Origin of the sequence: Pedobacter boryungensis, assembly GCF_013204825.1 — a bacterium.
Lineage (GTDB): Bacteria > Bacteroidota > Bacteroidia > Sphingobacteriales > Sphingobacteriaceae > Pedobacter > Pedobacter boryungensis.
The window spans coordinates 1,189,352-1,214,126 of record NZ_JABMKV010000001.1 but is presented as its reverse complement, the minus strand read 5'-3'; the positions used below and the strand labels follow the sequence as shown (position 1 = coordinate 1,214,126).

Here is a 24,775-nt window from a genome sequence, read left to right as displayed (position 1 = left end):
AATTCTACGATAATTTCGTAATAAATAAAATGATTTAACATATTTTAACTATATATCTTAATAGTAATTATTTCTTTTCTGGCAATTCAATTGGATTATTGATGGTGTTATGACTAACACCTGTTGTACTACCTCCAATAAATACTTTATCTCTTGGTACGCCTGATGCAGCAGCTATAAAACCTTTTGGGTCCTTTTTAAATAGATCTTGAATTTTATCATATTCAACTCTTGTTGTTTCTTTAGCATCTTTTTGCAATGCGATTTCATGACTAAAGAAAATACTTTTATCGTACGCTTTTGCTAATTCTAACTCCTCAGCACTTAGGTTTTCTCTTTTTAAATTATCGATTCCATTAAATAAAAATTGAACCTCATTTTTATTATCGCTAGCTTGTATAATTAATCCTGGAAGTCCATTTAATTTCCATGGTCCACTTTGAAACGGTAGTTCTGGCGCATACCATACAATCCAATTTCTTCCTTTAAAAGTGGTAGTTGCCTTTTTGCATTGAACGCCATTAAAGCTTGTGGTATCCTTTGTAATTTTCCAATTGATACGCTGAGAAGGCTCATTAATTAAATAATAGGCATTCATAAATCGTTCTCTGCTAACTAATTTATTTTCCTTAGCAAAGAAATAAATATCAACTTGGTTTACAGGCTTAAAGGGCGATCCTGGAGCTCGTTTAGCTTTTGGTAGTTCTAAATCTCTTTCTAATTTATCTAAACTGGTATAAATTGATGCATTTTTACCAATTACCAATAACATGTTTTCAGTATAGGGATTATTCTTTTGCGTGGTGTCTCTTACGTGAATAAAACTATATTTTATTCTGGCCAACACATTATCAGGTTTTTGGGCAAAAGAAATAACACTAATTAAAATTGCAAAGCTAGTTGTTAAAAGAATTTTCATAATGGTTAATATTAAGTTTACGTAAATCTACGAATATTTCGTAATAATGAAGCATTATTTATTATTTGTATCATACTTGTTTCTTTTATAAGCTTGGTATTGTTTACTAGTAGCAAGAAAATTTGTTAAATAGACCTGATTGGAGTGAGCATAGAGCGTAGCGGAATAAAATGGAAAGCAGGAGAGGTGTAACCGATGACGGCGAACTGGCTCTTCTACTACGTATTTTTTTATTGATTATAGTATTACTCGTTTACGAACTATAACTACAAGCTATTATCTATTGCGCTTAAGAAATGTAATGTAAATTATTTTCGCTATCTGTTTGTGTTTGAATAGTATTTATTCTATATTTGCACCTCGATAAAAAATATACAATTTAAAAAATAATTATTTAACAATGTACGCAATAGTAAATATAGCAGGACAGCAATTCAAAGTTGCAAAAGACCAGCACCTTTTTGTACACCGTTTACAAGGAGATGAAGGCGCTAGTATTGAATTTGACAATGTATTGTTGGTTGATAATGGTGGTAAAATTACAGTAGGGGTTCCTGCAGTAAAAGGTGCATCGGTTACAGCTAAAATCGTGTCTCATTTAAAAGGTGATAAAGTAATCGTTTTCAAAAAGAAACGTAGAAAAGGTTACAAAAAGAAAAATGGTCACCGCCAGTATTTCACCAAAATCCAGATTGAGAGTATCACTCTGTAGTTAATTTTTTGTTTAATTGTCAAATTGGGTTTCCCAGTTTAAAAAATATAAAATCAAATGGCACATAAAAAAGGAGCCGGTAGTTCTAGAAACGGACGTGAATCGCATAGCAAGCGTTTAGGTATCAAGATCTTTGGTGGTCAAGAAGCTATCGCTGGAAATATCATCGTTCGTCAACGTGGTACTAAACATCATCCAGATAAAGGAGTAGGTATTGGTAAAGATCATACTTTATTCGCTTTAGTACCTGGAATTGTAACTTTTAAAAAGAAACAAGATAACAAATCGTATGTTTCTGTATTACCTGTAGTTGCTGAAGATGCACCTGTGAAAACAGCAGTTAAAAAAGTTGTAGCTAAAAAAGCACCTGCAAAAAAAGAAGTTGAAGCAAAATCTGCAGCAGTTAAAGCAGCAGCTCCAAAAGCACCTGCAAAAAAAGCAGCAGCTCCAAAAGCTGAAAAAGCACCTGCAAAGAAAGCAGTTAAAGCTGATGATGCTGAAACAGCAGAATAATATTGTAATTTAATTACTATAATAAAAGCCTCGATAAATTATCGAGGCTTTTTTGTATATGGCATTTTAATACTGCAGTGTTCTAGATGTATGAAGAAAAATTAGAAGGAATATCCAATTGATTCTATTCAGATATTCGTAAGAATTGGATATAGTAATAGACATTCCAAAACTATATATAAATGAGAAAGCCCCTTCAAATTGTAAATTTGAAGGGGCTTTACGAAGGATAGGATTTTTTATTTAATATTATATTTTAATCCTATTTCAAATTCCCCATTACTATAAGTTTGTAAATCACTAGTATTGGTTGTGTATTGACATAAAACAGAAAGTTGCTTTTTATAAACTGTTCCAATACCAACCGTTACACTATTGGTGTTATGATAAATTGAATTAAACTGTAGCTTATTTTCGAACATTTGAACATTCATACCCACATCAAATAAATCTTTGTAATTAGCTACTCCTCGATATGTTAACATGGGTTCAAAACTAGTTAATGTACCTGGCTTAGTAAAAAACTTATATCCAATACTTGTCATGTATAATGAACGGTCAACAACATCTTTTATCTCACTCTTATCGAACGCTGAAATTAAGTTAGGAATAGCTATCTGAACTGTTAAAGATTTGCTACGGAAGGCCATTCCAAAATCAGATTCAAACTTCATTTTTCGAGCATTAAAATCTTGTATAATTTGTTCACTAGCATCTCCTTGTATTTTATTTAAATCAATCCACTCATTTACTCCCCCTATAGAAGCTCCGAAATCTATAAATTGATCTTCCATATTTAATTTTAAATGATAAGCATAAGTAGCCTTTATGTTTGTTCTTCTTAACAAACCGGCACTTTCATTGTATAAATAAAGACCTACACCAAGTTTTTTACTTGGAGAGCCATATGTAGCGGTTAATGCCTGCATTATTGGTGCACCATCAACAGAAGTCCATTGTGCTTTAACAGCTGCACTTACCTCAAATTTTTCTGCTATCCCCGCCAAAGAGGGGTTTGAAAGATATTGATTTTGATAATAGCTACTAGCCATTGGATTTAATTGTGCATTGACTTTATTAATAGGCAAGGCTAAAAAACCTAGTAATGCTGCTTTTAAATATTTATTTTTCATTTCTTATTAAAATTAAATTCCTGACTATTTTTGACTTCTAATTATAGTTATAGTACCCCTTATTAAACCTTGTCCTATACCAAGATCAATTACATACAGATATGCATCCTCATTTAAAGGTTTGCCGTTATAGGTTGCATCCCAATCATTTTTATATCCCTTCTTGTTATATATTAGTCGGCCGGCACGATCGTATATTTTAACATTGTTATTAGGGAAATATTCAATATTTTTTATGGTCCAATAATCATTCTCTCCATTACCATTAGGCGTGATTATATTTCCAGGTATAACTTTTACTATTGGGTTGACAACCAATGTAATTTCTCCAACTATACTACATCCTGTTGCATTGCTTACTTCAACTGTATAAGTTGTAGTTTCATCTGGACGAACTAATATGCTAGATGTGCCTTGACCAGAAATAATACCTGTTGTTGGCATCCATGTAAAACTACTCCCATCGGCAACACTTAAAGTAGCAATATCACCTTTGTTGATATTGCTTCCCAAGTCGCTTTTTACAATGGCAGTAGGAAGTTCTGAAATAGTTATTTTTCCAGTTAAAATCGGAGAAACACAGTTACCAACAGCAGTAACTGTATAATTAAATGAACCTGTAACCGATGGAGTTCCTTCAATCTCCATTGTTCCATTTAGATAAGTTGAAGTTAATCCAGTTGGTAATCCAGTAACTATAATATTCGTAGCATTAATTGAAGAATAAATAATTGATGATATTGGTTTTCCAATACATATAACTTGTGCAGCAGTACTTGGTAAAGTAGTTAGGATTAATTGAGTACCCATTTTTATACTTAAAACTCCGCTTGAAGTTGCTGGACTACAACCGCCAGTAGTTGTCACTGTGTATGGAAATATTCCATATGCAGTTGGTGTTCCTGTAATGGTAAAAATTCCTGCAACATAATTTCCAGTCACTCCGTTTGGAAGGCCTGTGACAACAGCCCCTGTTGCATCTGTAATTTTGTATGAAATATCGGTAATCTTTACACCTTCGCAAGCACTTTGCTGATCAGTACCAAAAACGCTTGTTAACGTAATGGTTGGTACTTGATTAATTGTAATTGTTCCAGTAGCTATTGGAGATTGACAATCACCCGTTGCACTAATCGTATAAGTGAACTTACCTATAATGGTTGATGTACCCGAAATGGTTACTACATTGTTAGCAAAATTGCCAGTTATACCTGCGGGCAGACCAATAATTTGCACATTATTTGCATTTGTAATATCATAAGTGATATTACTAATTGTTGAATTAATGCAGGTAGTTTGAGCATCGGTACCAATTCCACTAGTTAAGGTTATTTTGGTAGCTGGTACAATTCTTAATTGCCCAGAAGTTGTTACTGGGATGCACCCACCCACAGTAGTAACAATGTAGGTAAACAAACCGTTTTCGGTAGGGATGCCACTAATAGTTAGTATACCCCCAGTAAATGTAGCACTTACCCCATTAGGAAGTCCTGTTACGGTTACATCTGTAGCTTGGGTAACGGTATAAGTAATCGGCGTAATAGCTATTTCTTCACAAGTGCCTTGAATATCGCTACCAGCAACACTTAGTGTAATAGTTGGCGTTTGTTGAACTGTGATCGTACCCGTTACTACTGGAGATTGGCAAGGACTTGTCGCACTTATGGTATAAGTAAATGTTCCACTAATAGTAGGTGTACCAGAGATGGTTACCACATCATTAATGAAATTGCCAGTTACACCAGCGGGTAAACCAGTAATTTGAACAGTAGGTACATTACCAATATCATGTGTAACATCATAGGTGATATTAGTAATTGGTGCATTAATACAGGTCGTTTGTGCATCGGTTCCAATGCCACTTGTTAATATGATTTTAGTAGCTTGGGCAACTCGTAGTAACCCTTTTTTTATTATCGTTTTACAACTTCCAATTGTTGTGATAGTATATTGAAAGGTTCCATGTTCATGTGGAGTACCACTAATTGTGAGTTCTCCTGAATTAAATACATAGTTTACACCCAATGGCAAGTTGGTTACTGTAACACCTGTGGCATTAGTTACAGCATAGGTAACAGGAGAAATAGCGCTTTCCTCACAAACATCTTGTGTTATAGTGCTTTGACCACTAGTTAATGTGATGGTAGGGTCTAATCCAATTGTGATTGTACCAGTAGCTATTGGCGATTGGCACTCACCAGTTGTGCTAATTGTATAATTAAACATACCAACTTCGGTTGGTGTCCCATAAAGGGTTACTACATTATTAAAAAAGTTTCCGACTACACCAGCTGGTAAACCATTAAATTGAACCTTAGAGGCATTTGTAACCTGATAAGTTATATCAGTAATTGGAGAGCCAATACAAATTATTTGGGCATCAGTACCAATAGCACTGCTTAAAGCTATTTTTGTGGCTGGTTGTACTCTTAGTATGCCAGTTCTAGTTACTGGTTTACAACCGCTTACTGTAGTTATTGTGTAAGGAAAAGCACCATTCTCGGCTGGAATTCCACTGATAGTAAGTACACCTGATGCAAAATTTGCAGTTACTCCATTTGGTAGTCCGGTTACTGTGGCACTTGCGCCTTGACTAATCGCATAAGTAATGGTTTCTATTGCAATATCTTCACATGGACTTTGAAAATCTGTTCCTGCCACACTTGTTAATGAAATAGTAGGAGAGATTGGATCATCTATGGCAATTGAGGTGGTTTGAATGATAGCTCCTGATGCATTCTTTACTGTTACAGTATAATCCCCAGTAGCTAAATTAGTAAAGGTTCCACTTGTAAAGTAATTCGTGCCATTAATGGAATAAGTATATCCAGTAGAAGACGCATCTGGTACAACAGTTATGGTCCCTGTTGGAACTGCACAAGTCGGTTGAATAACATTAATCTGCAAGTCAAATACTAACTTTTTTCCATTCAAGTCAAGTGCTAAATCATACTTTGATTTTAAAAGGCTGTCGGAGGTGGCCTTTACCTGAAATATTGATAATGCTAAAAAGAGCACTAACAAATAGTATCTACATAATTTTTTCATTTTTTGGTAGTTTTAAGTGTACCAACAAGCTTTTTGTTGGTTTGCGCAAATCTACCTGATTGATGAACCCTATAAAATCGTCTTTTAGGGGTGAGGTTTATGTAGGGATTGATTTAAATTCACCTTTAAGTGGTGTTAAACTCTATGTGTTAAAAAAACCGATGGATCTAAATCATCTTTATAGTGAGGTATAAAAATTTAATAGCCGTATTTTCAAGATCAAAGCTGACCCTGTTTTCTAACATTAAAATATAAAATTGAATAGTTAGAAATAAAAGCAAAATATTGCTTTTTATAGTATGGTTTTCTTTTAAAGAATTTTATTAAAAATAACTATATGAGATTTAATAAATAATTAAAATTACTTCTCTCTATCTAGAATTTGCTGTACTAATTCTCTAAAATTGGCTTTCTTTTCATCAGCTACAGCTAAACTATCTAATGCAAAATTAGCTTTTGTTAGAAATTTATTCATTTCTAAGGCAGCTTTTTCCTTTATTTCATATTTATCGTATAATTGTTTCACAGCATTTATTTTGTCGATTTTATTGTCAGAAATGCTTACTAGACTTTCTTTTTCATTTTCATTAGCTAAAGCCAATGTTTTTAAATGCAGAAACGTTTTTTTATTGGCAATAATATCTCCACCAACTTGTTTTCCGAATTTTTCTGGATTGCCATATACATCTAAAATGTCATCTTGTAATTGAAAAGCAACGCCCAAATTTTCACCAAAGTTATATAGTAGTTCTGCATCAACTGAATTTGCACCACCAACAATTGCCCCTAATTTCATTGCTCCACCTAGCAAAACAGCTGTTTTAAGGCGTATCATTTCTAAATATTCATCTATGCTTACATCGCTACGCTGTTCAAATTCCATATCTAATTGTTGACCTTCGCAAACTCCTTGGGCGGTAGCATTAAATGTATCTAAAACTGCTTTTAACACAGTAATATCTACTTTTGATAAATGCTTGTTTGATTCAACCATCATCACATCTCCACTTAAAATAGCATTATTATTTCCCCATTTTTCATGTACAGTCTGTCTACCGCGGCGTAAAGGAGCATTGTCCATAATGTCGTCATGAACCAAAGTAAAATTATGAAAGGTCTCTATAGCTAAAGCTACATCAATTGCTTTGTGAACTTCAGTAGTAAATAATTCTGAGGCCATTAAGACCATTACTGGTCTTATCCGTTTGCCACCTAAACTCATGATATAACGAATTGGCTCGTATAAATTTGCCGGATGTGATGGATATTCTATTTGGGGTATAGCTTTTTCTATTATTTCTTGTAATTGTGTAGAACTATGCATTATTTAAGGGTTAGTCTTGTGATAAAAGTATATTTGCTTCTATCTTTAGTGAAGAATTTTGCTAATCAATTCTATAGGTTTTATATATTGTTTCTTACTCTAATAGTTACTTTATAGATATCAACCTTTATTAAAATTTCTTTATTAATCTTGTACTAATGAAAAATCTATTTGACGTTTAGATAGATCCACTTTTTTAACTTTTACTTGTACTTCATCACCTAATTGGTATTTTTTATGTTTACGTTGACCGACAATGCAATAGTTTTTTTCATCCCAAACATAAAAATCGTCTGTTATATCTCTTAAGCGAATCATTCCTTCACATTTATTTTCTGATATTTCTACATACATTCCCCATTCGGTTACTCCAGAAATTATTCCAGTATAAATACTTCCAATATTATCTTCTAAATATTCGGCTTGCTTATATTTTATAGAAGCTCTTTCTGCGTCAGAAGCACGTTTTTCCATTGAAGATGAGTGAGAACTTGCTGCTTCATATTCTTCTGCATTTGCCGAGCGACCTCCATCTATGTACAAAGCTAATAAACGGTGTACCATTACGTCGGGATAACGACGAATGGGAGAGGTGAAGTGTGTATAATGGTCAAATGCTAAACCATAATGACTGGTTTTTTTAGTTGTGTAAATTGCTTTGGCCATTGAACGAATTGCTAATTGTGTCAGCATATTCTGTTCTTTTTTTCCTTCTACATCTTCCATTAAAAAATTTAACGATTTAGCAATGTCTTTATCAGTTTTGGTATTGATTTTATACCCAAAACGAGAAGCGAAAGCCGCAAAATTATTTAAATTTTCTAAGTTAGGTGAGTCATGTGAACGATAAACAAAAGTGTATTTATTCTTGCCATTGCCTTTTTTTGCAACAAATTCTGCTACTTTTTTATTAGCCAACAACATAAAATCTTCAATTAATTTGTGTGCATCTTTTCTCTCTTTGACATACACGCCAATTGGTTTCCCGCGTTCATCTAGTTTAAATTTAACTTCAGTACTTTCAAAGCTGATGGCACCATTTTTAAATTTTCGATCACGTAAAATATAGGCAAGCTCGTTTAACTTTAAAATCTCTTCAGCATAATCGCCGGCTTTAGTTTCAATAACTTCTTGAGCCTCTTCATAACTAAAACGACGGTTTGAATGTATGGTTGTGCGGCCAAACCATTCGCTTTTAATATTAGCTTCGCTATCTAATTCAAAAACAGCGGCAAAACATAATTTATCTTCATTTGGTCGTAAAGAACACACACCATTGCTCAATCTTTCTGGCAACATAGGTATTACTCTATCCACTAAATAAACAGATGTAGCACGTTCATAAGCTTCTTTATCTAATGCGCTATTAGGTTTTACATAATGAGAAACATCTGCAATGTGAACACCAATTTCAAAATTTCCGTTAGGTAATTTTTTAAAAGAAATGGCATCATCAAAATCTTTTGCATCTGCAGGATCAATGGTGAAAGTAATGGTATCTCTAAAGTCTTTTCTTCCTTTTTCATTTATTTCAGCTTCACTAACTGTTTCTGGAATGGCATTGGCTTCTTTTTCAACCTCTCCAGGAAAACTTAAAGGAAAACCATATTGAGCCAAGATGGCATTCATCTCAGTATCATTTTCGCCCTGCGTACCTAAAACATTTATAATTTTTCCTATCGGATTTTTTGCTCCTTCTGGCCAATCAGTAATGCTAACTTGTACTTTTTGCCCATTTTTAGCTCCGTTTAAATCGCTTAATGGTACAAAAATATCATGCAACATTTTACGGTCATCTGGTATAATAAATGCAAAACGTTCTGAAACTTTCGCAACACCAATAAAATCTGTCTTTGCTCTAGTTATGATTTCTACAATCTCACCTTCATTTCTACGTCCACTCGTTTTTTTACCAAAAACATGAACTTTAACAATATCTCCATGTAATGCATTGCGCAGTTTACGTGGGGCAACAAAAATATCTTTCTCAAATTCATCATCTGGCACAATAAAAGCAGAACCGTCAGCAGTCATGTCTACCTTTCCTGTTAAGAAGACTTTCTGATCTTTTAATTTAAATTTGCCACGTTCTGGGCGAATAAACAAACCATTTTCTGTTTGCTCTATTAATACTTCTAAAATAGTATCAACAGCAGCTTTATCGCTTAAATTTAGCTTGGCAGCAACTTGTTTGTGGTTAAGTGCCACATTTTTATTTTTCTCGAATATATCACTAATCATTTGTGTTAAAACGAGTTTGAATTGAGAATTTTTGTTTTTTGCCATAGCGTTTTGCGTATAGTATCGAAGATAGTAATTGTTAATTTACGTTAGGTTATTTTTTGCAAGAATTAACGTTTCTATAACACAATTGGGTTATAGTTTGGTTTTGTATATAGCGTAATATGCAGAGAAAAAGTATTAAGCTACTATATTTCCAGTGCCGGGGATAGCGGCGATTAATTTTTTAGTGTATTCGGCTTTTGGAGAATTATAAATTATTTCTGGAAATCCTTCCTCTTCCACTTTTCCTTTATTCATCACAATCATTCGATCTGAGATGTGCTTTACAACAGCTAAATCATGAGAAATGAAAATGTAGGTTAGGCCAAACTCTTGTTGTAACTCTCTTAATAAGTTTAAGACCTGCGCCTGAACCGAAACGTCCAATGCTGAAACGGATTCATCACATATGATAAATTTAGGTTGTAAGGCCAATGCTCTAGCAATTACAATACGTTGACGCTGCCCGCCAGAAAACTCATGTGGATAACGATCAAAATGTTCTGGATTTAAATTTACCTTTTCTAATAAATGTAAAACATGTGCTTTGCGTTCCTGATCATTTTTAAACACATGATGCACCTGTAAAGGCTCCATTATGGCATTACCAACAGTAATTTTTGGATTAAGAGAAGAATAAGGATCTTGGAAAATGATTTGAACATCTCTGCGCAATCTTCTTAAATCAGCTTTGCTAGATTTGATTAAATCTGTTCCATTAAAAATAATTTTACCAGAAGTCGGTTCTACTAAACGTAATATGCTTCTGCCTAATGTTGTTTTGCCACAGCCAGATTCACCAACTAAACCTAGAGTTTCTCCAGGAAAAACATCGAAAGTAATATCATCAACTGCTTTAACGTAAGAAGTGGATTTGCCGAACAACCCCTTTTTTATTGGATACCAAGTACATAAATTTTGCAATTGTACTAATGGTTTTTGTGTATATAGATTGTGTCTTCGTTGCTCAATTTCTTGTTGTGTATAGCTATTAATATCAAGCAAATGCCTTACAGCAACATCTTTATCTTCATTCAAGAAATCAGCAACAATTGGTAATTTTTTTAAACGTCGTTGTGGCGCTGGTCTGCAAGCTAATAAGCCTTTTGTATAAGGGTGTTGTGGGTTAGTAAATAATTCTTTTGCAGGACCTTGTTCTACAATATTTCCTTTATACATGACTAAAAGTTCATCTGCTATTTCGCTGATTACAGCTAAATCATGTGTAATGAAAATTAAACCCATGTTACGCTCATTCTTTAGTCTAAGCAATAAATCTAGAATAGTTTTCTGAACAGTTACATCTAAAGCAGTAGTTGGCTCATCTGCAATTAATAACTCGGGATTACAACTTAAAGCCATTGCAATCATTACACGCTGCTTTTGTCCGCCAGACAATTGATGTGGGTAACTTTCGAAAATATTTTCAGGGCGGGGGAGTTGTACTTCCTTAAAAAGATCGATGGTTTGTGTTTTCGCTGTTTCCTTATCTACCTTTTGATGCAGCATAATGGCTTCCTGAACTTGATAACCGCAGGTAAAGACGGGGTTTAAAGAAGTCATGGGTTCTTGGAAAATCATGGCCATTTTATTCCCTCGGAAATTTCTGATTTCATGATCAGATAAATTCAATATACTGACGTTGTCAAAATCTATTTCACCAGAAATATTAGTGTTTTTAGAATCATGCAAACGCATGATAGAGAAAGAAGTAACAGATTTTCCAGAGCCTGATTCACCAACAATACCTAAGACTTTTCCTTTTTCGAGTTTGAAACTAACTTTATGTACAGCTTCAGTCCAAGTTTTTTCTTCTCGGTTATAAAATTCTATGGCGAGTTCTTTTACGTCTAACATTAATCACTAAGGTAACGTTTATCGATGATTTTGCCAATCAGTTTTATTTATATCATCAAAATTTTTTGGCCGCAGATTAAGAGATTAAACAATGATTTATTAATCTGCAGCTATTTTTACTTATTTATTTTTTTGATGAGGCAATTGTAATGTTTTCTGCTAAAATTGCTTCCATTCCTTTAAAACGTAATAAAATTTGTGCGGTGGTAATTACATCTTTCTGGCAGTAGGTTACAATGCGTTGTAAATCATTTTGTTGGTAGTATACATCCTTAACCATACTTCCATCAATATCATCTTTTGGTGTAGGGATATTGAAAATAGCTGCCAATAAATTTAAAGAAGTATAGTTTTTATAGTCTCCAAATTTCCATAATTCCATGGTATCAAGGTGATTAATTTCCCAGGGCTTTTTGCCAGCAATTTGTAATTGCGGAGGAATAGGAATGCTGTTCACCAACATTCTACGACAGATATAAGGAAAATCAAATTCTTTACCGTTATGTGCGCAAAGAACAAGATCTTTTGATTGTTTGGAGAGTAATGTGTTAAACTGATTTAAAACTTCAGCCTCATTATCGCCAAAATAAGAATTTACTCTGAAGTGCAGTTTGCCTTTGTGTGTATGAAATAGCCCTACGCTAATACAGATGATTTTGCCAAATTCGGCCCAAATGCCAGCTCTTTCATAAAAGTCTGATGGTGTTTTATCGTCTTTTCTAAGAAATTGAGTTTTGCTATCCCACAGAGATTGCATTTGTAAGGGCATTTGCTCAAAATATTCATACAATGGAATAGTTTCGATGTCAATTACAAAAACCTTATTTAAGTTAACGTCTTTAAGCATAAGCGTAAATGTTTAGATGTAAATTTAAATAGGGAAGTTGAAGATATAGAAAATAGTTGAGTTTATTCAAACTCTCTTTCGTCATTCCAAAATTTAATCGAGAATCGTAATGCGATTTATATCATTGTGCTTTACGATTCCCGTTTCACGGGAATGACTAGCTGGGCGCATAAAAAAATCCTCCCCATTTTGTAGGAAGGATTTTAATATACATTGAAATTCAATTAAGAAGTATAACCCAGAATTTTTAAAACCTGTTTACTGTTTTGTTCTTCTCCAAAAACTTCAAAATTGAAAGTCTCATCTCTATTTCTGCGAATAATTACATGCTTTGGACTTGGTAATAAACAGTGATGAATACCTCCATAACCACTCAAAACTTCCTGATAAGCACCAGTGTTAAAGAAGCCTAGGTATTGTACTTTACGCGTTTTCGGCATAAATACACTATTCATGTGCGCTTCTTGATTGTAATAATCCTGACCATCGCAAGTAATACCACCCAAGTTTACGCGTTCGTATTCTGCATCCCAATTATTAATTGGCAATAGAATATATTTTTGGTTCAATGCCCAAACATCTGGCAAATTTGTAATAAAAGAACCATCTAACATCAACCATTTTTCACGGTCATTTTGTTGCTTACGACCTAGTACTTTATATAAAATACCTGATGCTTCTGCTACTGTATATTTACCAAATTCTGTAATAATATCTGGTTCAACAACATCATGCTCAGCACAAATTTCTTTAATCCGTTTAACGATTTCATTTACCATGTATTCGTAATCGAAATCAAATACCAAGCTATCTTTAAATGGCATACCGCCACCAATATCTAAGGTATCTAGTTCTGGATTAATTTTTTTGAACTTACAATAAAGGGTTACATATTTTTCTAATTCGTTCCAGTAATAAGGAGAATCAGTAATGCCAGAGTTAATAAAAAAGTGTAATAACTTAACTCTAAAGTTAGGATTTGCAGAAATTTTATTGTTGTAAAAATCGATAACATCTTCCATACGTACACCTAAACGTGAAGTATAGAATTGAGAATCTGGTTGTTCCTCTGCAGCAATACGGATTCCTAAATTACACGGAGTATCCATTTCCACCTCATCATCATAAAGATTAAATTCTTCTTTATTATCTAAAACTGGAATAATGTTTTTAAACCCATCGTGCAACATATCAATGATATATTGTTTGTATTGGTACGTTTTAAAACCATTACAAATTACAGTAATGTCTTTCGTTAATGCACCCTTTTTCTCCAAAGCCTCAATCATTGGCATATCAAATGCCGAAGAAGTTTCTAAGTGAATACCATTTTTTAACGCTTCCTCAACAATGTGACGGAAGTGAGAACTTTTAGTGCAGTAGCAATATTTATAATCGCCACGGTAATTATTTTTAATAATAGCCTGCTGAAACAACAACTTAGCCTGTTGAATCTTCTTACTAATCATGGGTAAATAAGTGAAACGCAATGGAGTGCCATAGGTTTCTATCATTTCCATTAAATTTAGATCCTGAAAATATAATTCATCGTCTATAACGCTGTAACCCTCTTGTGGAAAGCCAACACTTAGATCAAGAAATTCGGAGTAACTCTGCATTTATATCAAATAATTTTTGCAAAAATGTAATTTTAATTCGAGAATTAATGTAGTAGTTTAAAATTAATCCACTCAGTTCATAAACTTTTACGAAAAGTATATAATTGATGAATAACAGTCGAAAAGCAAAAACAGTTTTTTATCGGAAACTTAAGCCCTGCTGTACACTTTATTTCGCTTCGCTACATGTTCGTTTCCATCAGGTTTAGCACTATTAAGTTCGCGTTACTATTTAAGCTTGCTCAGTTTGATGTAATAAAGAAATATTGTCATCCTGAGCCTGTCGAAGGACTTAACTTTTTAATGTTTCAATTTATACAAAACTTCGGTCGGTGGAGACACCAACCGATAGCGTAATTTATTTTTATTAGGTCTCCGACAAGCTCAGACTGACAGCTAATTAATAAACTATTGTTCTATGTACTGGAAAATTAACCTTTCCTTAAATACTTTGTTAAAATCACAATCGTTTGTCCTTCTACTTTGCCCTCTATTTGCTCAGTATTATCATGCACCAAACGAATATTTTTAACAACCGTACCTAATTTGGCACTTATAGTGGAACCTTTAACATCTAGCGTTTTAATTAAAACAACAGTGTCACCTTCATATAAACGAGCTCCATTGCTATCCTGATGAAATTCTACCGTACCATCTTGTTCATGATCTCCAGTTTTTTTAGCCCATTCTAAAGTTGCTTCATCAAGATATAAAATGTCTAAACTATCAGCAGCCCAACCTTCATTTCTTAACCGACTTAACATACGCCAAGCCACAACCTGCACAGGCGCAAATTCAGACCACATGGTTTCTGTTAGTATTTTCCAATGGTCAGCGCTAATTTGCTCATTTTTTTCTATCTGATCTAAACATGTTTTACAAGTAATAATGCTGTTGTCTGCATTGGCATTACTAATTGGTGGAACTTCGTAAACTGATAAATTAGATTGGGAAGTACATAATTCGCACTGGTGATTAGCACGTGTTAGCAATTGTTGTTGTAAAGACATTGAATTTAGATTTTCTGCGAAAATACTAAATTAATTTAAAGGGTATTAATCAAGTATGGGCTGTTACTGCAATTTTAGCACCGTACCATAAGTTTTTTCTTTAATTTCTGTTTTAGATATAATTTCGAACTTATAGGTAACATTATCAGCTTTGACTGTGATTAAACTGCCGCTAATTTTATACGTGCCTCGCCAAACGATATCTCCAGTAGGCAATACATCAGCAATACCATCTGGTTTTAAAGTAAGCTGCCAGCCAGAATTGTAAGGGAAACCAGAATCTCCATGATCTACCTGTATAAATACTTTTTCTTGATCTACAATGAGCTGATCTTTCTTGCAACTGCTTAACAAGAAAATAGAAATAATAAAAAGAGCGATAAATGTTCTAATGACTGTTAGTTTCTGGTTCATCTTAATGAGTTTAGGTTTATTAGCCTTTACGTTTACCTATTCAAAAACGCTACACAAATTATATTTTATAATAAAAGAGTTAATTGGTAAAGAGAGCTCTGCTAAAAAAAACATATTTGTTGCTTTGTCATTCCGACTTTGGAGGAATCTCTAATACAACATTTGAACAGGGATTCTTCGCTGTACTCAGAAGGACAAATAAAATAAGGATTATGTTGTCGTTCGAAATAATGATAGCTTAAAAACTATGTCTTCTATGTTTCTATGTGGTTTACTTAACTGGTAAATGGATTTCCGCTAACATGCACCTTGCACTTCCACCACCATTTTTTTCTATTGTATATAAAGGGGCGTAAATTAATTTACAATGTTTTTCTAGCGAGGCGATTTGCTCCTTTTTTAAAGCTAAATAAGCTTGTTCCGACATCACGAGCAAGCTTTCATTCTTTTTGTTTTTAACCTGAAGCATGTTGCCTGCAAAATGGTTCATCTGATCAAAATTAATTGCTACAAGTTCTTTGCCCGAATTCACAAGCCTTTGCTTAACATTCTCTTTTTCTTTCAGATCAGGAATAGAATCAAAACAAACTACAGCAAAAGTATCACCAACACACATCATCACATTGGTGTGGTAAATAGGGAAGCCCTCCGAATCCACAGCGTTAAAAACAACCGCATGATAACCAGTTTTTTGACAAAAATCAGCCAATACTTTTTCATCCATTCTTACCGATCTGCAAGCATAGGCTATTTGATGATCACGATCTAAAACTAAACTCCCTGTACCTTCCAAAAATAAGTTTTGCGTTTCGTAAGTGCTTAAGTCTGTTATTTTATCGACCTTAAATTGATGGCCAATGCTGGTAATAATATCTTCTCTCCGTTCAGCACGACGATTTTCTGAAAACATAGGATATAAAATAACCTCGCCATTTGCGTGAAAAGAAACCCAATTGTTTGGGAAAATAGAATCGGGAGTTTCAGGAGTTAAGGTATCATCAATTACAGTTACATCTACTCCATTTGCCACTAACATTTCTACAAAACCATCAAACTCCTTTAAAGCTTCGTTTTGAACATCACTTTGTGCAGATGCTTGCTGAAATTTATTATTTACCGCCGTTTGCGCATTGAATTTAAAATCAACAGGGCGGATCATTAAGATATGGTTGGTAGATTGGCTCATTAGTTCAATTGTATATTAGTTCATTGGTTCAGTTGTTCATTAGTTCAGTTGTTCATTAGTTCATTGGTTCAGTTCAATTGTTCATTTGTTATTAGGATAATTTCTTATTAATAATCCCAACCGAATGAACTAATGACTAATAAACTAAATCATCTCTCAATAGAGGTAAGCTCATACAATGAAAACCGCCACGAGCTCTTGATAATTCAGCAGAAGGCATTAAAATTAAGGTATCTGTTACCGTTTCAGGATCGATTTTACCACTTTCTAAGTCGGCAATAAAGTCTTTAACTTTTGCCACATTGAAGCCTTTTGCTTTAAATGCCTCTACGGTTTTATCATTCCGATCATAACCTAAAACTATACCTTCTTTTATGGCTAATAAATTGCATGAATCTGTCCATTGCTCTCTACTATCGTAAGGAAAAACATTTCCACCGCTATAAATTACTTGAGTTGGAGTTTTACTTCCTAAATCATTTCTACTGATATCATCTAACAAAGCTTCCACATGTTCAAAAACTTTAGGCTGACCTGGATTATTTTTATGAAACTGCAATGCAGTAGTTGTCTCTAATTTTTCTGGCTCTTTCAAGAAATGAATAGGTTCATTTGCATCATAAACCGGACTATGTGCAATGCTATGCAAAATTACCCAAGTATCTCGTTTTACTTGAGTAAAAACCGTGTCTAAGTGCATGTAATCCCTTTTAGCAGGAATTTTTACCACAGTTACTTTTTCTACAACATTATTTTCGAAAAGCAATTTAATCGCTTCGTTTGCACCTTCTTCAGATGTACGCTCACTCACCCCAATAAGTACATGATTTGGTGCAACCATCATCACATCCCCACCCTCTAATGTGGTGCGAAACTCCGGCTCATCACCAGGTCGCAAGAAATGTTGGGTAGGATCTGGAATTTCTAGCACATTTCCTCTGTATGCTTCAAAAAACGAATGGTTAAAAAAGATATAGCGCATCAACATCGTTTCGCGAACCCTAGCTTTTTTGGCTGGTTTATTTAATAAAACAAAGTTGTTGATGGTTGTACCCACATCTCTGGTAAAAATTAAATTGGGGATAGGGGCAAAAATCATCGTATCATCTGCCATTGTTCCTGAAATAAAAATTTCAGCCAATTCTTTAGGTTCGGTAGATGATAATTTTAACTGTAGCTTATAGGTACATCCTTCAATGGCACATACAGCAGCGGTTAATTTTTTTCGGATATATTCATCCTTTAAAATATCAGCTAACAAATTTTGTACTTCAATTACATTTGCTGAATTATGAAAATTAGGATGGTTTGGTTTGTAAAAACCTCTATTTGCAGCTTCGCTATCAATAGCCGCTAATTTTCCTTTAATCTTATCGGGATCTAAGAAATACATCAACAATTTGAGATAATAATCGTACTCATCTTTGCGAATGGTATCTAAATGAACAATATCTTCAAAAAGCCAATCTTGTGCTTTAGAAGGTACTACTTTACCTATTCCACTATCCGGACTATGGATCAACAATTTACGTAATCTGCCGATTTCCGAAGTTACATTCACTTTAAAATTTTCGTTCTGCCCACTCATATATTTGGTTGTCGTTATGCAAATCTATTTAATTTTTCGAGAGTCCGAAAGTCCTGAAGCTTGGAGTTCGGAAAGTACTGATGGTTTTCTTAGGGCTATTGAGGTTCTTAACACTTTCTGACTTTCGGGCTCCTTCTTTTGACTTCCCGACTTCTTTCCTTATTTTAGCCCTATGAATTTTATCATTACCGAAACACTTAACGCAGTCAAACAAATTTATAACGAAGAAATTGCTGAAAGTGTCATCAATATACAAGAAACCCGTAAAGAATTCGAAGGTCAAATTACCCTAGTAGTTTTTCCGATTGTACGTTTTTCAAAGAAATCTCCAGAAGAAACGGCAACCGCAATAGGCGAATATTTAGTGCAAAATGTAAAGGAAGTTACTGCTTTCAACGTTGTTAAAGGATTTTTAAATCTAAGCATAGCTGATAGTTATTGGCTAAACTTATTTAATACGGAGCTATTAAATGATGATTTTGCTAAAGTGAAACCAAACGGGCAAAAGGTAATGGTAGAATATTCTTCGCCAAATACCAATAAGCCTTTGCATTTAGGGCATGTGCGTAATAATTTATTAGGTTATGCAGTAGCCGAATTGTTAAAAGCCGATGGTTACGAAGTTTTTAAAGTGAATTTGGTAAATGACAGAGGAATTCACATCTGCAAATCCATGTTAGCGTGGGAGAAGTGGGGCAACGGAGAAACCCCAGAAAGCGCAAATCTAAAAGGCGATCATTTAGTAGGGAAATACTATGTGATCTTCGATAAGGAATATAAAAAGGAAATTGAAGCTTTAATAGCTGAAGGACAAACTGAAGATGAAGCCAAAAAGAATGCTCCTTTAATTAAACAAGCACAGCACATGCTATTGGCTTGGGAAGCTGGCGACGAACACGTGATTGCCTTGTGGAAAAAGATGAATGGCTGGGTGTATGATGGTTTTGAAGTGAGTTATAAAAACTTAGGTGTCGATTTTGATAAATACTATTACGAGAGCAATACCTACCTTTTAGGAAAAGATACAGTTGATGAAGGTTTAGAAAAAGGCGTTTTCTTTAAAAAAGAAGACGGTTCTGTATGGATAGATTTAACCGCTGAAGGCTTAGATCAGAAACTCGTATTACGTGCCGATGGAACTTCAGTTTACATTACCCAAGATTTGGGAACTGCACAAATGAAATACGATGATTATCACATGGATCAGTCTATTTATGTGGTAGGTAATGAGCAAGATTACCATTTCAAAGTGTTGTTTTTAATTTTGGAGAAATTAGGCAAAAGCTGGGCTAAAGGTTTACACCATTTATCTTACGGCATGGTAGATTTACCTAGCGGGAAAATGAAAAGTAGAGAAGGAACTGTAGTTGATGCCGATGATTTGGTAGCTGAAATGATTGACACGGCTAAACAAAAAACGGAAGCATTAGGTAAAATAAACGATTTCTCTGATAAGGAAAAACAAGCCTTATATTACAACATTGGATTAGGTGCTTTAAAGTACTTTTTACTTAAAGTAGAACCTAAAAAGCGCTTATTGTTCGATCCTTCAGAATCGATAGATTTCCAAGGTCATACCGGACCCTTTATTCAATACACACACGCAAGAATTAAATCGCTATTAAGTAAAGCAAATTATAAATTAGTTGCAGGAGAGGAACAAATAAATGTTCCATTAGCTCCAACAGAACTGGATATGATTATGCTGTTGGCTAAATATCCAGAAGAAATTTCAAATGCAGCCAAAGCATACAGTCCAGCGTTTTTAGCTAATTATTTATACGAAGTAGCCAAATTGTTTAACAAGTTTTATCACGAAGTGCCACCAATCGTAAAAGAAGAAAACGAGGCTTTAAAACAACACCGATTAAACATTTGCAAGCTTACAGCTGATGTATTAAAAAGTGGTACAAAGATTTTGGGTATCAACGTGCCAGAGCGAATGTAGACTAGTAGTTCATTAGTATCATTTGTTCATTTTAGCAATATGCTACATCTCAAGCCAAAGTAGCAATTTAGTGCTGCTAAAATCGCCCTTGGCTGATGCGGAATGTACCAACTAAGTATAAGCAGAGCCTTTAATAGCATCAGGCGCAGGCGTGGCTTTTTTGGTGACTTTTTCAGCTACAGGAAAAAGTCACACCCCGTAGGGAACAATTTGTTTTGGTTCCTCACCAATCGAAAGTTGAATAGATTATTGCTGCAATTTGAATTAAAATTTACGCTCTGAAATGGCAAACATGATCCAAGAACTCATTTTACTTTGCCTAGCTGCCTTTGCAGCAGGTTTTATTGATGCAATTGTTGGAGGAGGGGGCCTCTTGCAAACCCCAGCTACCTTACTCATTTTACCACACTATCCAGTAGCCAGCATTTTTGGAACAGTTAAAATTCCTTCTTTAGCAGGCACAACTGTGGCTGCCTATAAATATTCCAAGCAAGTAAAATTCAATTATAAAGTTTTAATTTCTTGTGTAGTTGCAGCGTTTTGCACGTCTTTACTCGGTGCTTATTCGGTCAGCATGATTAACAATGCTGTTATCAAACCTGTAATCTTAGTGGTATTGATCGCAGTTGCACTGTATACCTATTTCAATAAGCAATTTGGTATTCATCAACATAAAGCGCATTCCCTACAAAAGCAGATTTTGTTGGCAGGCTTCTTCGGGTTAATTATTGGCTTTTATGATGGTTTAATTGGTCCTGGAACTGGTTCTTTTTTAATCCTAGTATTTATCGCGGTTTTAGGGTTTGATTTTGTAGGTGCAAGTGCACATGCTAAAATCGTAAACATGGCCACCAATTTGGCAGCCCTACTTTATTTTAGTTCAACAGGGCATGTGCTGTATCAATATGCCATCCCAATGGCGCTATTTAATATCTTGGGCTCATTTTTTGGTGCTAAATTAGCATTGCTGAAAGGCAATAAATTTATCCGAATTTTCTTTTTAATTGTAGTTTTTGGTACAATCTTAAGATTTGCTTGGGATGTGTTGCTGAAATAAAATAGCCCAACAATATTCGTACTTCATGAATTTGTCAAGCCAAAGCACCAAATTAATGCTGCTAAATTCGCACTTGGCTGATGCGGGAATGTAACAACTGAATATTCACAGCCTTTAATAGCATCAGGCGCAGGCGTGGCTTTTTTTGGTGACTTTTTTCAGCTACAGGAAAAAAGTTACACCCCGTAGGGAAACAATAATTGGTAAAATAACCGATTATCATCACAGCCTTTAATAATTTTTCAGCTACAGGGAAAATTCACCGTCCGTAGAAACTAATAAGAATCGATCAAAAACCTTACTTCTTATCAATCGTTCCTGACTTCGTGGTAACAGGAGCCAATTTTCTAAACTTTGGAAAAGTTAATGGACTTTTAGTTGGCCTTTCATCACCCAATAAAACGCCCCATTGTTTAAACGATTCACTGCGGTCAAAAATGATTTTTAGTACGGCGATAATGGGCATGGAAAGAAACATACCAGAAATTCCTGCTATACTTCCACCAATAAATACACCTAGAATAGAAACAAGTGCATTGATTTTAATCTTAGAACCTACAATACGAGGCATTAAAATATTGTTATCCAAAAACTGAACCACGGCAATTACCCCTAAAACCGTTACCACTGGCCATAATTCTGTAGAAGAAGTTAAGGTTAACAGCACACCTATTAAATTTCCGATTAACGCACCGATATAAGGTATCAGATTTAAAATGGCAAAAATAACCCCAATTAAAAGCGCATGTTTAATACCAACCAATAGTAAAATGCCACCTAAAAGGACGGTCATGTAAGAAATCTGAATCAACAAACCAACAAGGTAACTTTTAATGATCGATTCGGTTTCGTATACTGCATCTTTCACTTTTGCATGATCATCTGTTTTAAACCACAAAAACACGAAACGCATCAGAATGTCTTTGTAAAACAAAATCAAATAAATATAAATCGGCAATAAACCCACAAAAATGAATATACCACTTAAGGTTACAAAAGCCCCGCTAGCAGCAGTTCCAGCCATGCCTAGCATATCATCACTTTTTGTCTTGATGAACTGTTCTTGCTTAGAGATGCTCATTTTGGTAAAACCACTAATCCATTGCTGCAAACTCTGTAAATGCTTAGCTACATTTTGTTTAATTTGAGGGAAATCATCTACCAAAATACCCACCTGTGCAGATAAAAACCACATAATTCCGGCAACAAAAAGAAGTACTAATAAAATGGGCAAAATAATAGCAAGCGATTCAGGTACCTTACGTTTCCTTAAAAAGCGATAAATGGGCAATAGCATAATGCTGACAAAAAATGCCATCAGTACAGGCATAAAAATGTCTTTACCCACTACTAAAATGACAACAATAAGTGAAATGCCTAATAACTCTATAGACCGTTTTACAGTAAGGGGAAATTGATTCGTCATTTGTTTGGTAGTTTTCTGGTGTTAAACACTAAGATAAGGAATTTGTTTGGCTGATGAGAAAGAAAGAAATTACGATTTCATGTTTTCAAGTGATTTACCCATTGAAAATTCAGATCTTCATGTACTAAATCTCCGCGATTTCTCCTAGTTTCCTCCCACACTGCTCCTAGTCTTGTTCTGGAAAACGGCGTTTGAGAAGAAGAAACCTAGGGTAAAACTCGAACAACACTAGAACAAAACTACTTTTTTACTGACATTTTCGGACATACTCAGACATTTTCGGACATTTAAGCTGCTTTATCTGAAACAGTAGCAATTTAACCGAGCGCTAATAAAAATATCCTTATTTTTGTGCTTCGATTAAGTTTAGGGCGGAAATAGAAAAAGTGATTTTTAACGCCAAAACAACAGAATCCGATTGTTAAAGAAAAAGAAATGTATACAACAGATACGATTATTGCTTTATCTACACCTCCAGGGAGCGGCGCTATTGGCGTTATTCGTTTATCTGGACCAGAGGCCATTACACTAACCAATCAGGTTTTTGCAGGCAAAGATTTAACTAAACAAGCATCTCATACCTTGCATTTTGGTTTAATTAAAGATGAAGAAGTGATTGTAGACGAGGTGGTTGCAGGGTTGTATATTGCGCCTAAATCGTATACGAAAGAAAATGTGGTTGAAATTTCTTGTCACGGATCTAATTACATCATTCAGCAAATTTTAAACCTGTTTCTAAAAAAAGGAGCTAGAGCAGCAAAGCCAGGAGAATTTACTCTAAGAGCTTTTTTAAATGGTGCATTCGATTTAAGTCAGGCAGAAGCCGTGGCAGATTTAATTGCATCAGATAGTAAAGCCTCTCACGATGTGGCTTTGCAACAGATGAGAGGTGGTTTTTCTAATGAACTGAAAGATTTACGTGAGCAATTAATTCATTTCGCATCCATGATTGAGCTAGAGCTCGACTTTGCAGAAGAGGATGTAGAATTCGCCAATCGTGAACAATTAAGAGCCTTAATTTTAAAAATTAACACGGTGCTATATCGCCTAATCTCTTCTTTTGAGATGGGTAATGTACTGAAGAACGGTGTTCCAATTGTGATTGCTGGTAAACCTAATGTAGGTAAATCAACCTTGTTAAATGCCTTGTTAAATGAAGAAAGAGCTATCGTATCAGATATTGCAGGTACTACACGTGATACCATTGAAGATGAACTCAATATTAATGGTATCATTTTCAGATTTATAGATACAGCGGGTATTCGCGATACCGCAGATATTATTGAAGCAAAAGGGGTAGAGCGGACCTTAGAGCGAATGAAACAAGCGAAGCTGATCATGTACATGGTGGATGCTCTGCAAACTCCTGCTGAGCTGGAAGAGCAATTGAATGATTTGAAGAAGATTGACATCCCATATCTTGCTATTGTAAACAAAGCTGATTTATTTACCAAAGAACAAAAAGCAGCCTTTGCTCAACAGGAAGTTTTGTTTTTATCTGCCAAGGAAGGAATAGGGGTAGAAGAACTGAAAACTGCCCTTTTAGCAAAAGTGAACCTTCACCACATCAATACCAGTGAAACACTAGTGAGCAACATCCGACATGTAGAGGCTTTAAAGCTTACCGAAAAAGCCTTAGAAAATGTGCTCAACAATATCGATAACCCCATCACTTCCGATTTTCTAGCTATGGATATTAAACAGGCCTTACATTATTTAGGGGAAATTACGGGTACAGTTACTACTGATGACCTGCTAGAAAATATCTTTAGTAAGTTTTGTATTGGAAAGTAAGGTTTGTTATTCTTTGAAGATTTAACGCATTTCACTTATTGATCTCGAATTCTAACCCTATCCGACTTTAACGTCCACAGGTTGCCAATTTTAGAAT

18 protein-coding genes are annotated in these 24,775 nt (G+C 34.6%); 5 read left to right on the top strand and 13 right to left on the bottom strand.

Annotated elements, in window-relative coordinates:
- Positions 1–67: 67 nt before the first annotated feature.
- On the bottom strand, positions 68–919 hold the full coding sequence (locus tag HQN85_RS05245) for a GLPGLI family protein (protein ID WP_173269551.1): 852 nt from the start codon (positions 917–919) through the stop codon (positions 68–70).
- Positions 920–1,319: 400 nt separating this feature from the next.
- Between HQN85_RS05245 and rplU the strand changes: the two genes are divergently transcribed.
- Together rplU and rpmA are read left to right on the top strand one after the other, a co-directional pair.
- A complete protein-coding gene (rplU, locus tag HQN85_RS05240; RefSeq protein ID WP_055133669.1) occupies positions 1,320–1,631 on the top strand; it encodes a 50S ribosomal protein L21 in 312 nt (103 codons plus the stop codon).
- 57 nt (positions 1,632–1,688) lie between these two features.
- Complete coding sequence (gene rpmA / locus HQN85_RS05235; RefSeq protein WP_173269548.1) at positions 1,689–2,144, top strand: 50S ribosomal protein L27; 456 nt, start codon at positions 1,689–1,691, stop codon at positions 2,142–2,144.
- A gap of 239 nt (positions 2,145–2,383) precedes the next feature.
- On the opposite strand, the gene HQN85_RS05230 is transcribed toward rpmA, so the two are convergent.
- The 11 genes from HQN85_RS05230 to HQN85_RS05180 all read right to left on the bottom strand — a co-directional run bounded on the left by HQN85_RS05230 (position 2,384) and on the right by HQN85_RS05180 (position 18,453).
- Complete coding sequence (locus tag HQN85_RS05230; protein ID WP_173269545.1) at positions 2,384–3,277, bottom strand: PorP/SprF family type IX secretion system membrane protein; 894 nt, start codon at positions 3,275–3,277, stop codon at positions 2,384–2,386.
- A gap of 24 nt (positions 3,278–3,301) precedes the next feature.
- Positions 3,302–6,325 carry a gliding motility-associated C-terminal domain-containing protein gene (locus HQN85_RS05225; protein WP_173269542.1) on the bottom strand — a complete coding sequence of 1,008 codons (3,024 nt, stop codon included), beginning with the start codon at positions 6,323–6,325 and terminating at the stop codon, positions 3,302–3,304.
- 361 nt (positions 6,326–6,686) lie between these two features.
- Positions 6,687–7,649: a polyprenyl synthetase family protein gene (locus tag HQN85_RS05220; RefSeq protein WP_173269539.1), complete on the bottom strand. Its 963-nt coding sequence runs from the start codon at positions 7,647–7,649 to the stop codon at positions 6,687–6,689.
- A 144-nt stretch (positions 7,650–7,793) separates the two neighbouring features.
- On the bottom strand, positions 7,794–9,935 hold the full coding sequence (gene rnr / locus HQN85_RS05215; protein WP_173269537.1) for a ribonuclease R: 2,142 nt from the start codon (positions 9,933–9,935) through the stop codon (positions 7,794–7,796).
- A 135-nt stretch (positions 9,936–10,070) separates the two neighbouring features.
- Positions 10,071–11,789, bottom strand: coding sequence for an ABC transporter ATP-binding protein (locus HQN85_RS05210; protein ID WP_173269534.1), 1,719 nt, complete (start codon positions 11,787–11,789; stop codon positions 10,071–10,073).
- 124 nt (positions 11,790–11,913) lie between these two features.
- Positions 11,914–12,636 carry a 3'-5' exonuclease gene (locus HQN85_RS05205; RefSeq protein WP_173269531.1) on the bottom strand — a complete coding sequence of 241 codons (723 nt, stop codon included), beginning with the start codon at positions 12,634–12,636 and terminating at the stop codon, positions 11,914–11,916.
- A gap of 224 nt (positions 12,637–12,860) precedes the next feature.
- Complete coding sequence (locus HQN85_RS05200) at positions 12,861–14,255, bottom strand: arginine decarboxylase (RefSeq protein WP_173269528.1); 1,395 nt, start codon at positions 14,253–14,255, stop codon at positions 12,861–12,863.
- Between the two features lie 431 nt (positions 14,256–14,686).
- Positions 14,687–15,265: a PhnA domain-containing protein gene (locus HQN85_RS05195; protein WP_173269525.1), complete on the bottom strand. Its 579-nt coding sequence runs from the start codon at positions 15,263–15,265 to the stop codon at positions 14,687–14,689.
- A 63-nt stretch (positions 15,266–15,328) separates the two neighbouring features.
- Positions 15,329–15,679 (bottom strand): hypothetical protein, encoded by a 351-nt coding sequence (locus HQN85_RS05190; protein ID WP_173269523.1) that lies wholly within the window; start codon positions 15,677–15,679, stop codon positions 15,329–15,331.
- A 271-nt stretch (positions 15,680–15,950) separates the two neighbouring features.
- Positions 15,951–16,865 (bottom strand): citrulline utilization hydrolase CtlX, encoded by a 915-nt coding sequence (gene ctlX / locus HQN85_RS05185; RefSeq protein ID WP_246249615.1) that lies wholly within the window; start codon positions 16,863–16,865, stop codon positions 15,951–15,953.
- A 136-nt stretch (positions 16,866–17,001) separates the two neighbouring features.
- Positions 17,002–18,453 (bottom strand): arginine deiminase family protein, encoded by a 1,452-nt coding sequence (locus HQN85_RS05180; protein ID WP_173269520.1) that lies wholly within the window; start codon positions 18,451–18,453, stop codon positions 17,002–17,004.
- Between the two features lie 172 nt (positions 18,454–18,625).
- Here HQN85_RS05180 and argS point away from each other — a divergent pair, with 172 nt between their 5' ends.
- Together argS and HQN85_RS05170 are read left to right on the top strand one after the other, a co-directional pair.
- Positions 18,626–20,401, top strand: a complete 1,776-nt coding sequence (gene argS / locus HQN85_RS05175; protein ID WP_173269517.1) for an arginine--tRNA ligase — start codon at positions 18,626–18,628, stop codon at positions 20,399–20,401.
- Between the two features lie 283 nt (positions 20,402–20,684).
- Positions 20,685–21,458: a sulfite exporter TauE/SafE family protein gene (locus HQN85_RS05170; RefSeq protein WP_246249613.1), complete on the top strand. Its 774-nt coding sequence runs from the start codon at positions 20,685–20,687 to the stop codon at positions 21,456–21,458.
- A 298-nt stretch (positions 21,459–21,756) separates the two neighbouring features.
- Here the strand turns inward: HQN85_RS05170 and HQN85_RS05165 are convergent, their stop codons facing one another.
- Positions 21,757–22,884 (bottom strand): AI-2E family transporter, encoded by a 1,128-nt coding sequence (locus HQN85_RS05165; RefSeq protein ID WP_173269514.1) that lies wholly within the window; start codon positions 22,882–22,884, stop codon positions 21,757–21,759.
- A 435-nt stretch (positions 22,885–23,319) separates the two neighbouring features.
- On the opposite strand from HQN85_RS05165, the gene mnmE reads away from it, so the two are divergent.
- Complete coding sequence (gene mnmE, locus HQN85_RS05160) at positions 23,320–24,678, top strand: tRNA uridine-5-carboxymethylaminomethyl(34) synthesis GTPase MnmE (RefSeq protein ID WP_173269511.1); 1,359 nt, start codon at positions 23,320–23,322, stop codon at positions 24,676–24,678.
- Positions 24,679–24,775 lie beyond the last annotated feature (97 nt).

What these genes read in the sequence shown, in the direction of transcription:
- HQN85_RS05245 (WP_173269551.1), bottom strand. Translation starts at nt 919, where the DNA reads ATGAAAATTCTTTTAACAACTAGCTTTGCAATTTTAATTAGTGTTATT.
- rplU (WP_055133669.1), top strand. Translation starts at nt 1,320, where the DNA reads ATGTACGCAATAGTAAATATAGCAGGACAGCAATTCAAAGTTGCAAAA.
- rpmA (WP_173269548.1), top strand. Translation starts at nt 1,689, where the DNA reads ATGGCACATAAAAAAGGAGCCGGTAGTTCTAGAAACGGACGTGAATCG.
- HQN85_RS05230 (WP_173269545.1), bottom strand. Translation starts at nt 3,277, where the DNA reads ATGAAAAATAAATATTTAAAAGCAGCATTACTAGGTTTTTTAGCCTTG.
- HQN85_RS05225 (WP_173269542.1), bottom strand. Translation starts at nt 6,325, where the DNA reads ATGAAAAAATTATGTAGATACTATTTGTTAGTGCTCTTTTTAGCATTA.
- HQN85_RS05220 (WP_173269539.1), bottom strand. Translation starts at nt 7,649, where the DNA reads ATGCATAGTTCTACACAATTACAAGAAATAATAGAAAAAGCTATACCC.
- rnr (WP_173269537.1), bottom strand. Translation starts at nt 9,935, where the DNA reads ATGGCAAAAAACAAAAATTCTCAATTCAAACTCGTTTTAACACAAATG.
- HQN85_RS05210 (WP_173269534.1), bottom strand. Translation starts at nt 11,789, where the DNA reads ATGTTAGACGTAAAAGAACTCGCCATAGAATTTTATAACCGAGAAGAA.
- HQN85_RS05205 (WP_173269531.1), bottom strand. Translation starts at nt 12,636, where the DNA reads ATGCTTAAAGACGTTAACTTAAATAAGGTTTTTGTAATTGACATCGAA.
- HQN85_RS05200 (WP_173269528.1), bottom strand. Translation starts at nt 14,255, where the DNA reads ATGCAGAGTTACTCCGAATTTCTTGATCTAAGTGTTGGCTTTCCACAA.
- HQN85_RS05195 (WP_173269525.1), bottom strand. Translation starts at nt 15,265, where the DNA reads ATGTCTTTACAACAACAATTGCTAACACGTGCTAATCACCAGTGCGAA.
- HQN85_RS05190 (WP_173269523.1), bottom strand. Translation starts at nt 15,679, where the DNA reads ATGAACCAGAAACTAACAGTCATTAGAACATTTATCGCTCTTTTTATT.
- ctlX (WP_246249615.1), bottom strand. Translation starts at nt 16,865, where the DNA reads ATGAGCCAATCTACCAACCATATCTTAATGATCCGCCCTGTTGATTTT.
- HQN85_RS05180 (WP_173269520.1), bottom strand. Translation starts at nt 18,453, where the DNA reads ATGAGTGGGCAGAACGAAAATTTTAAAGTGAATGTAACTTCGGAAATC.
- argS (WP_173269517.1), top strand. Translation starts at nt 18,626, where the DNA reads ATGAATTTTATCATTACCGAAACACTTAACGCAGTCAAACAAATTTAT.
- HQN85_RS05170 (WP_246249613.1), top strand. Translation starts at nt 20,685, where the DNA reads ATGGCAAACATGATCCAAGAACTCATTTTACTTTGCCTAGCTGCCTTT.
- HQN85_RS05165 (WP_173269514.1), bottom strand. Translation starts at nt 22,884, where the DNA reads ATGACGAATCAATTTCCCCTTACTGTAAAACGGTCTATAGAGTTATTA.
- mnmE (WP_173269511.1), top strand. Translation starts at nt 23,320, where the DNA reads ATGTATACAACAGATACGATTATTGCTTTATCTACACCTCCAGGGAGC.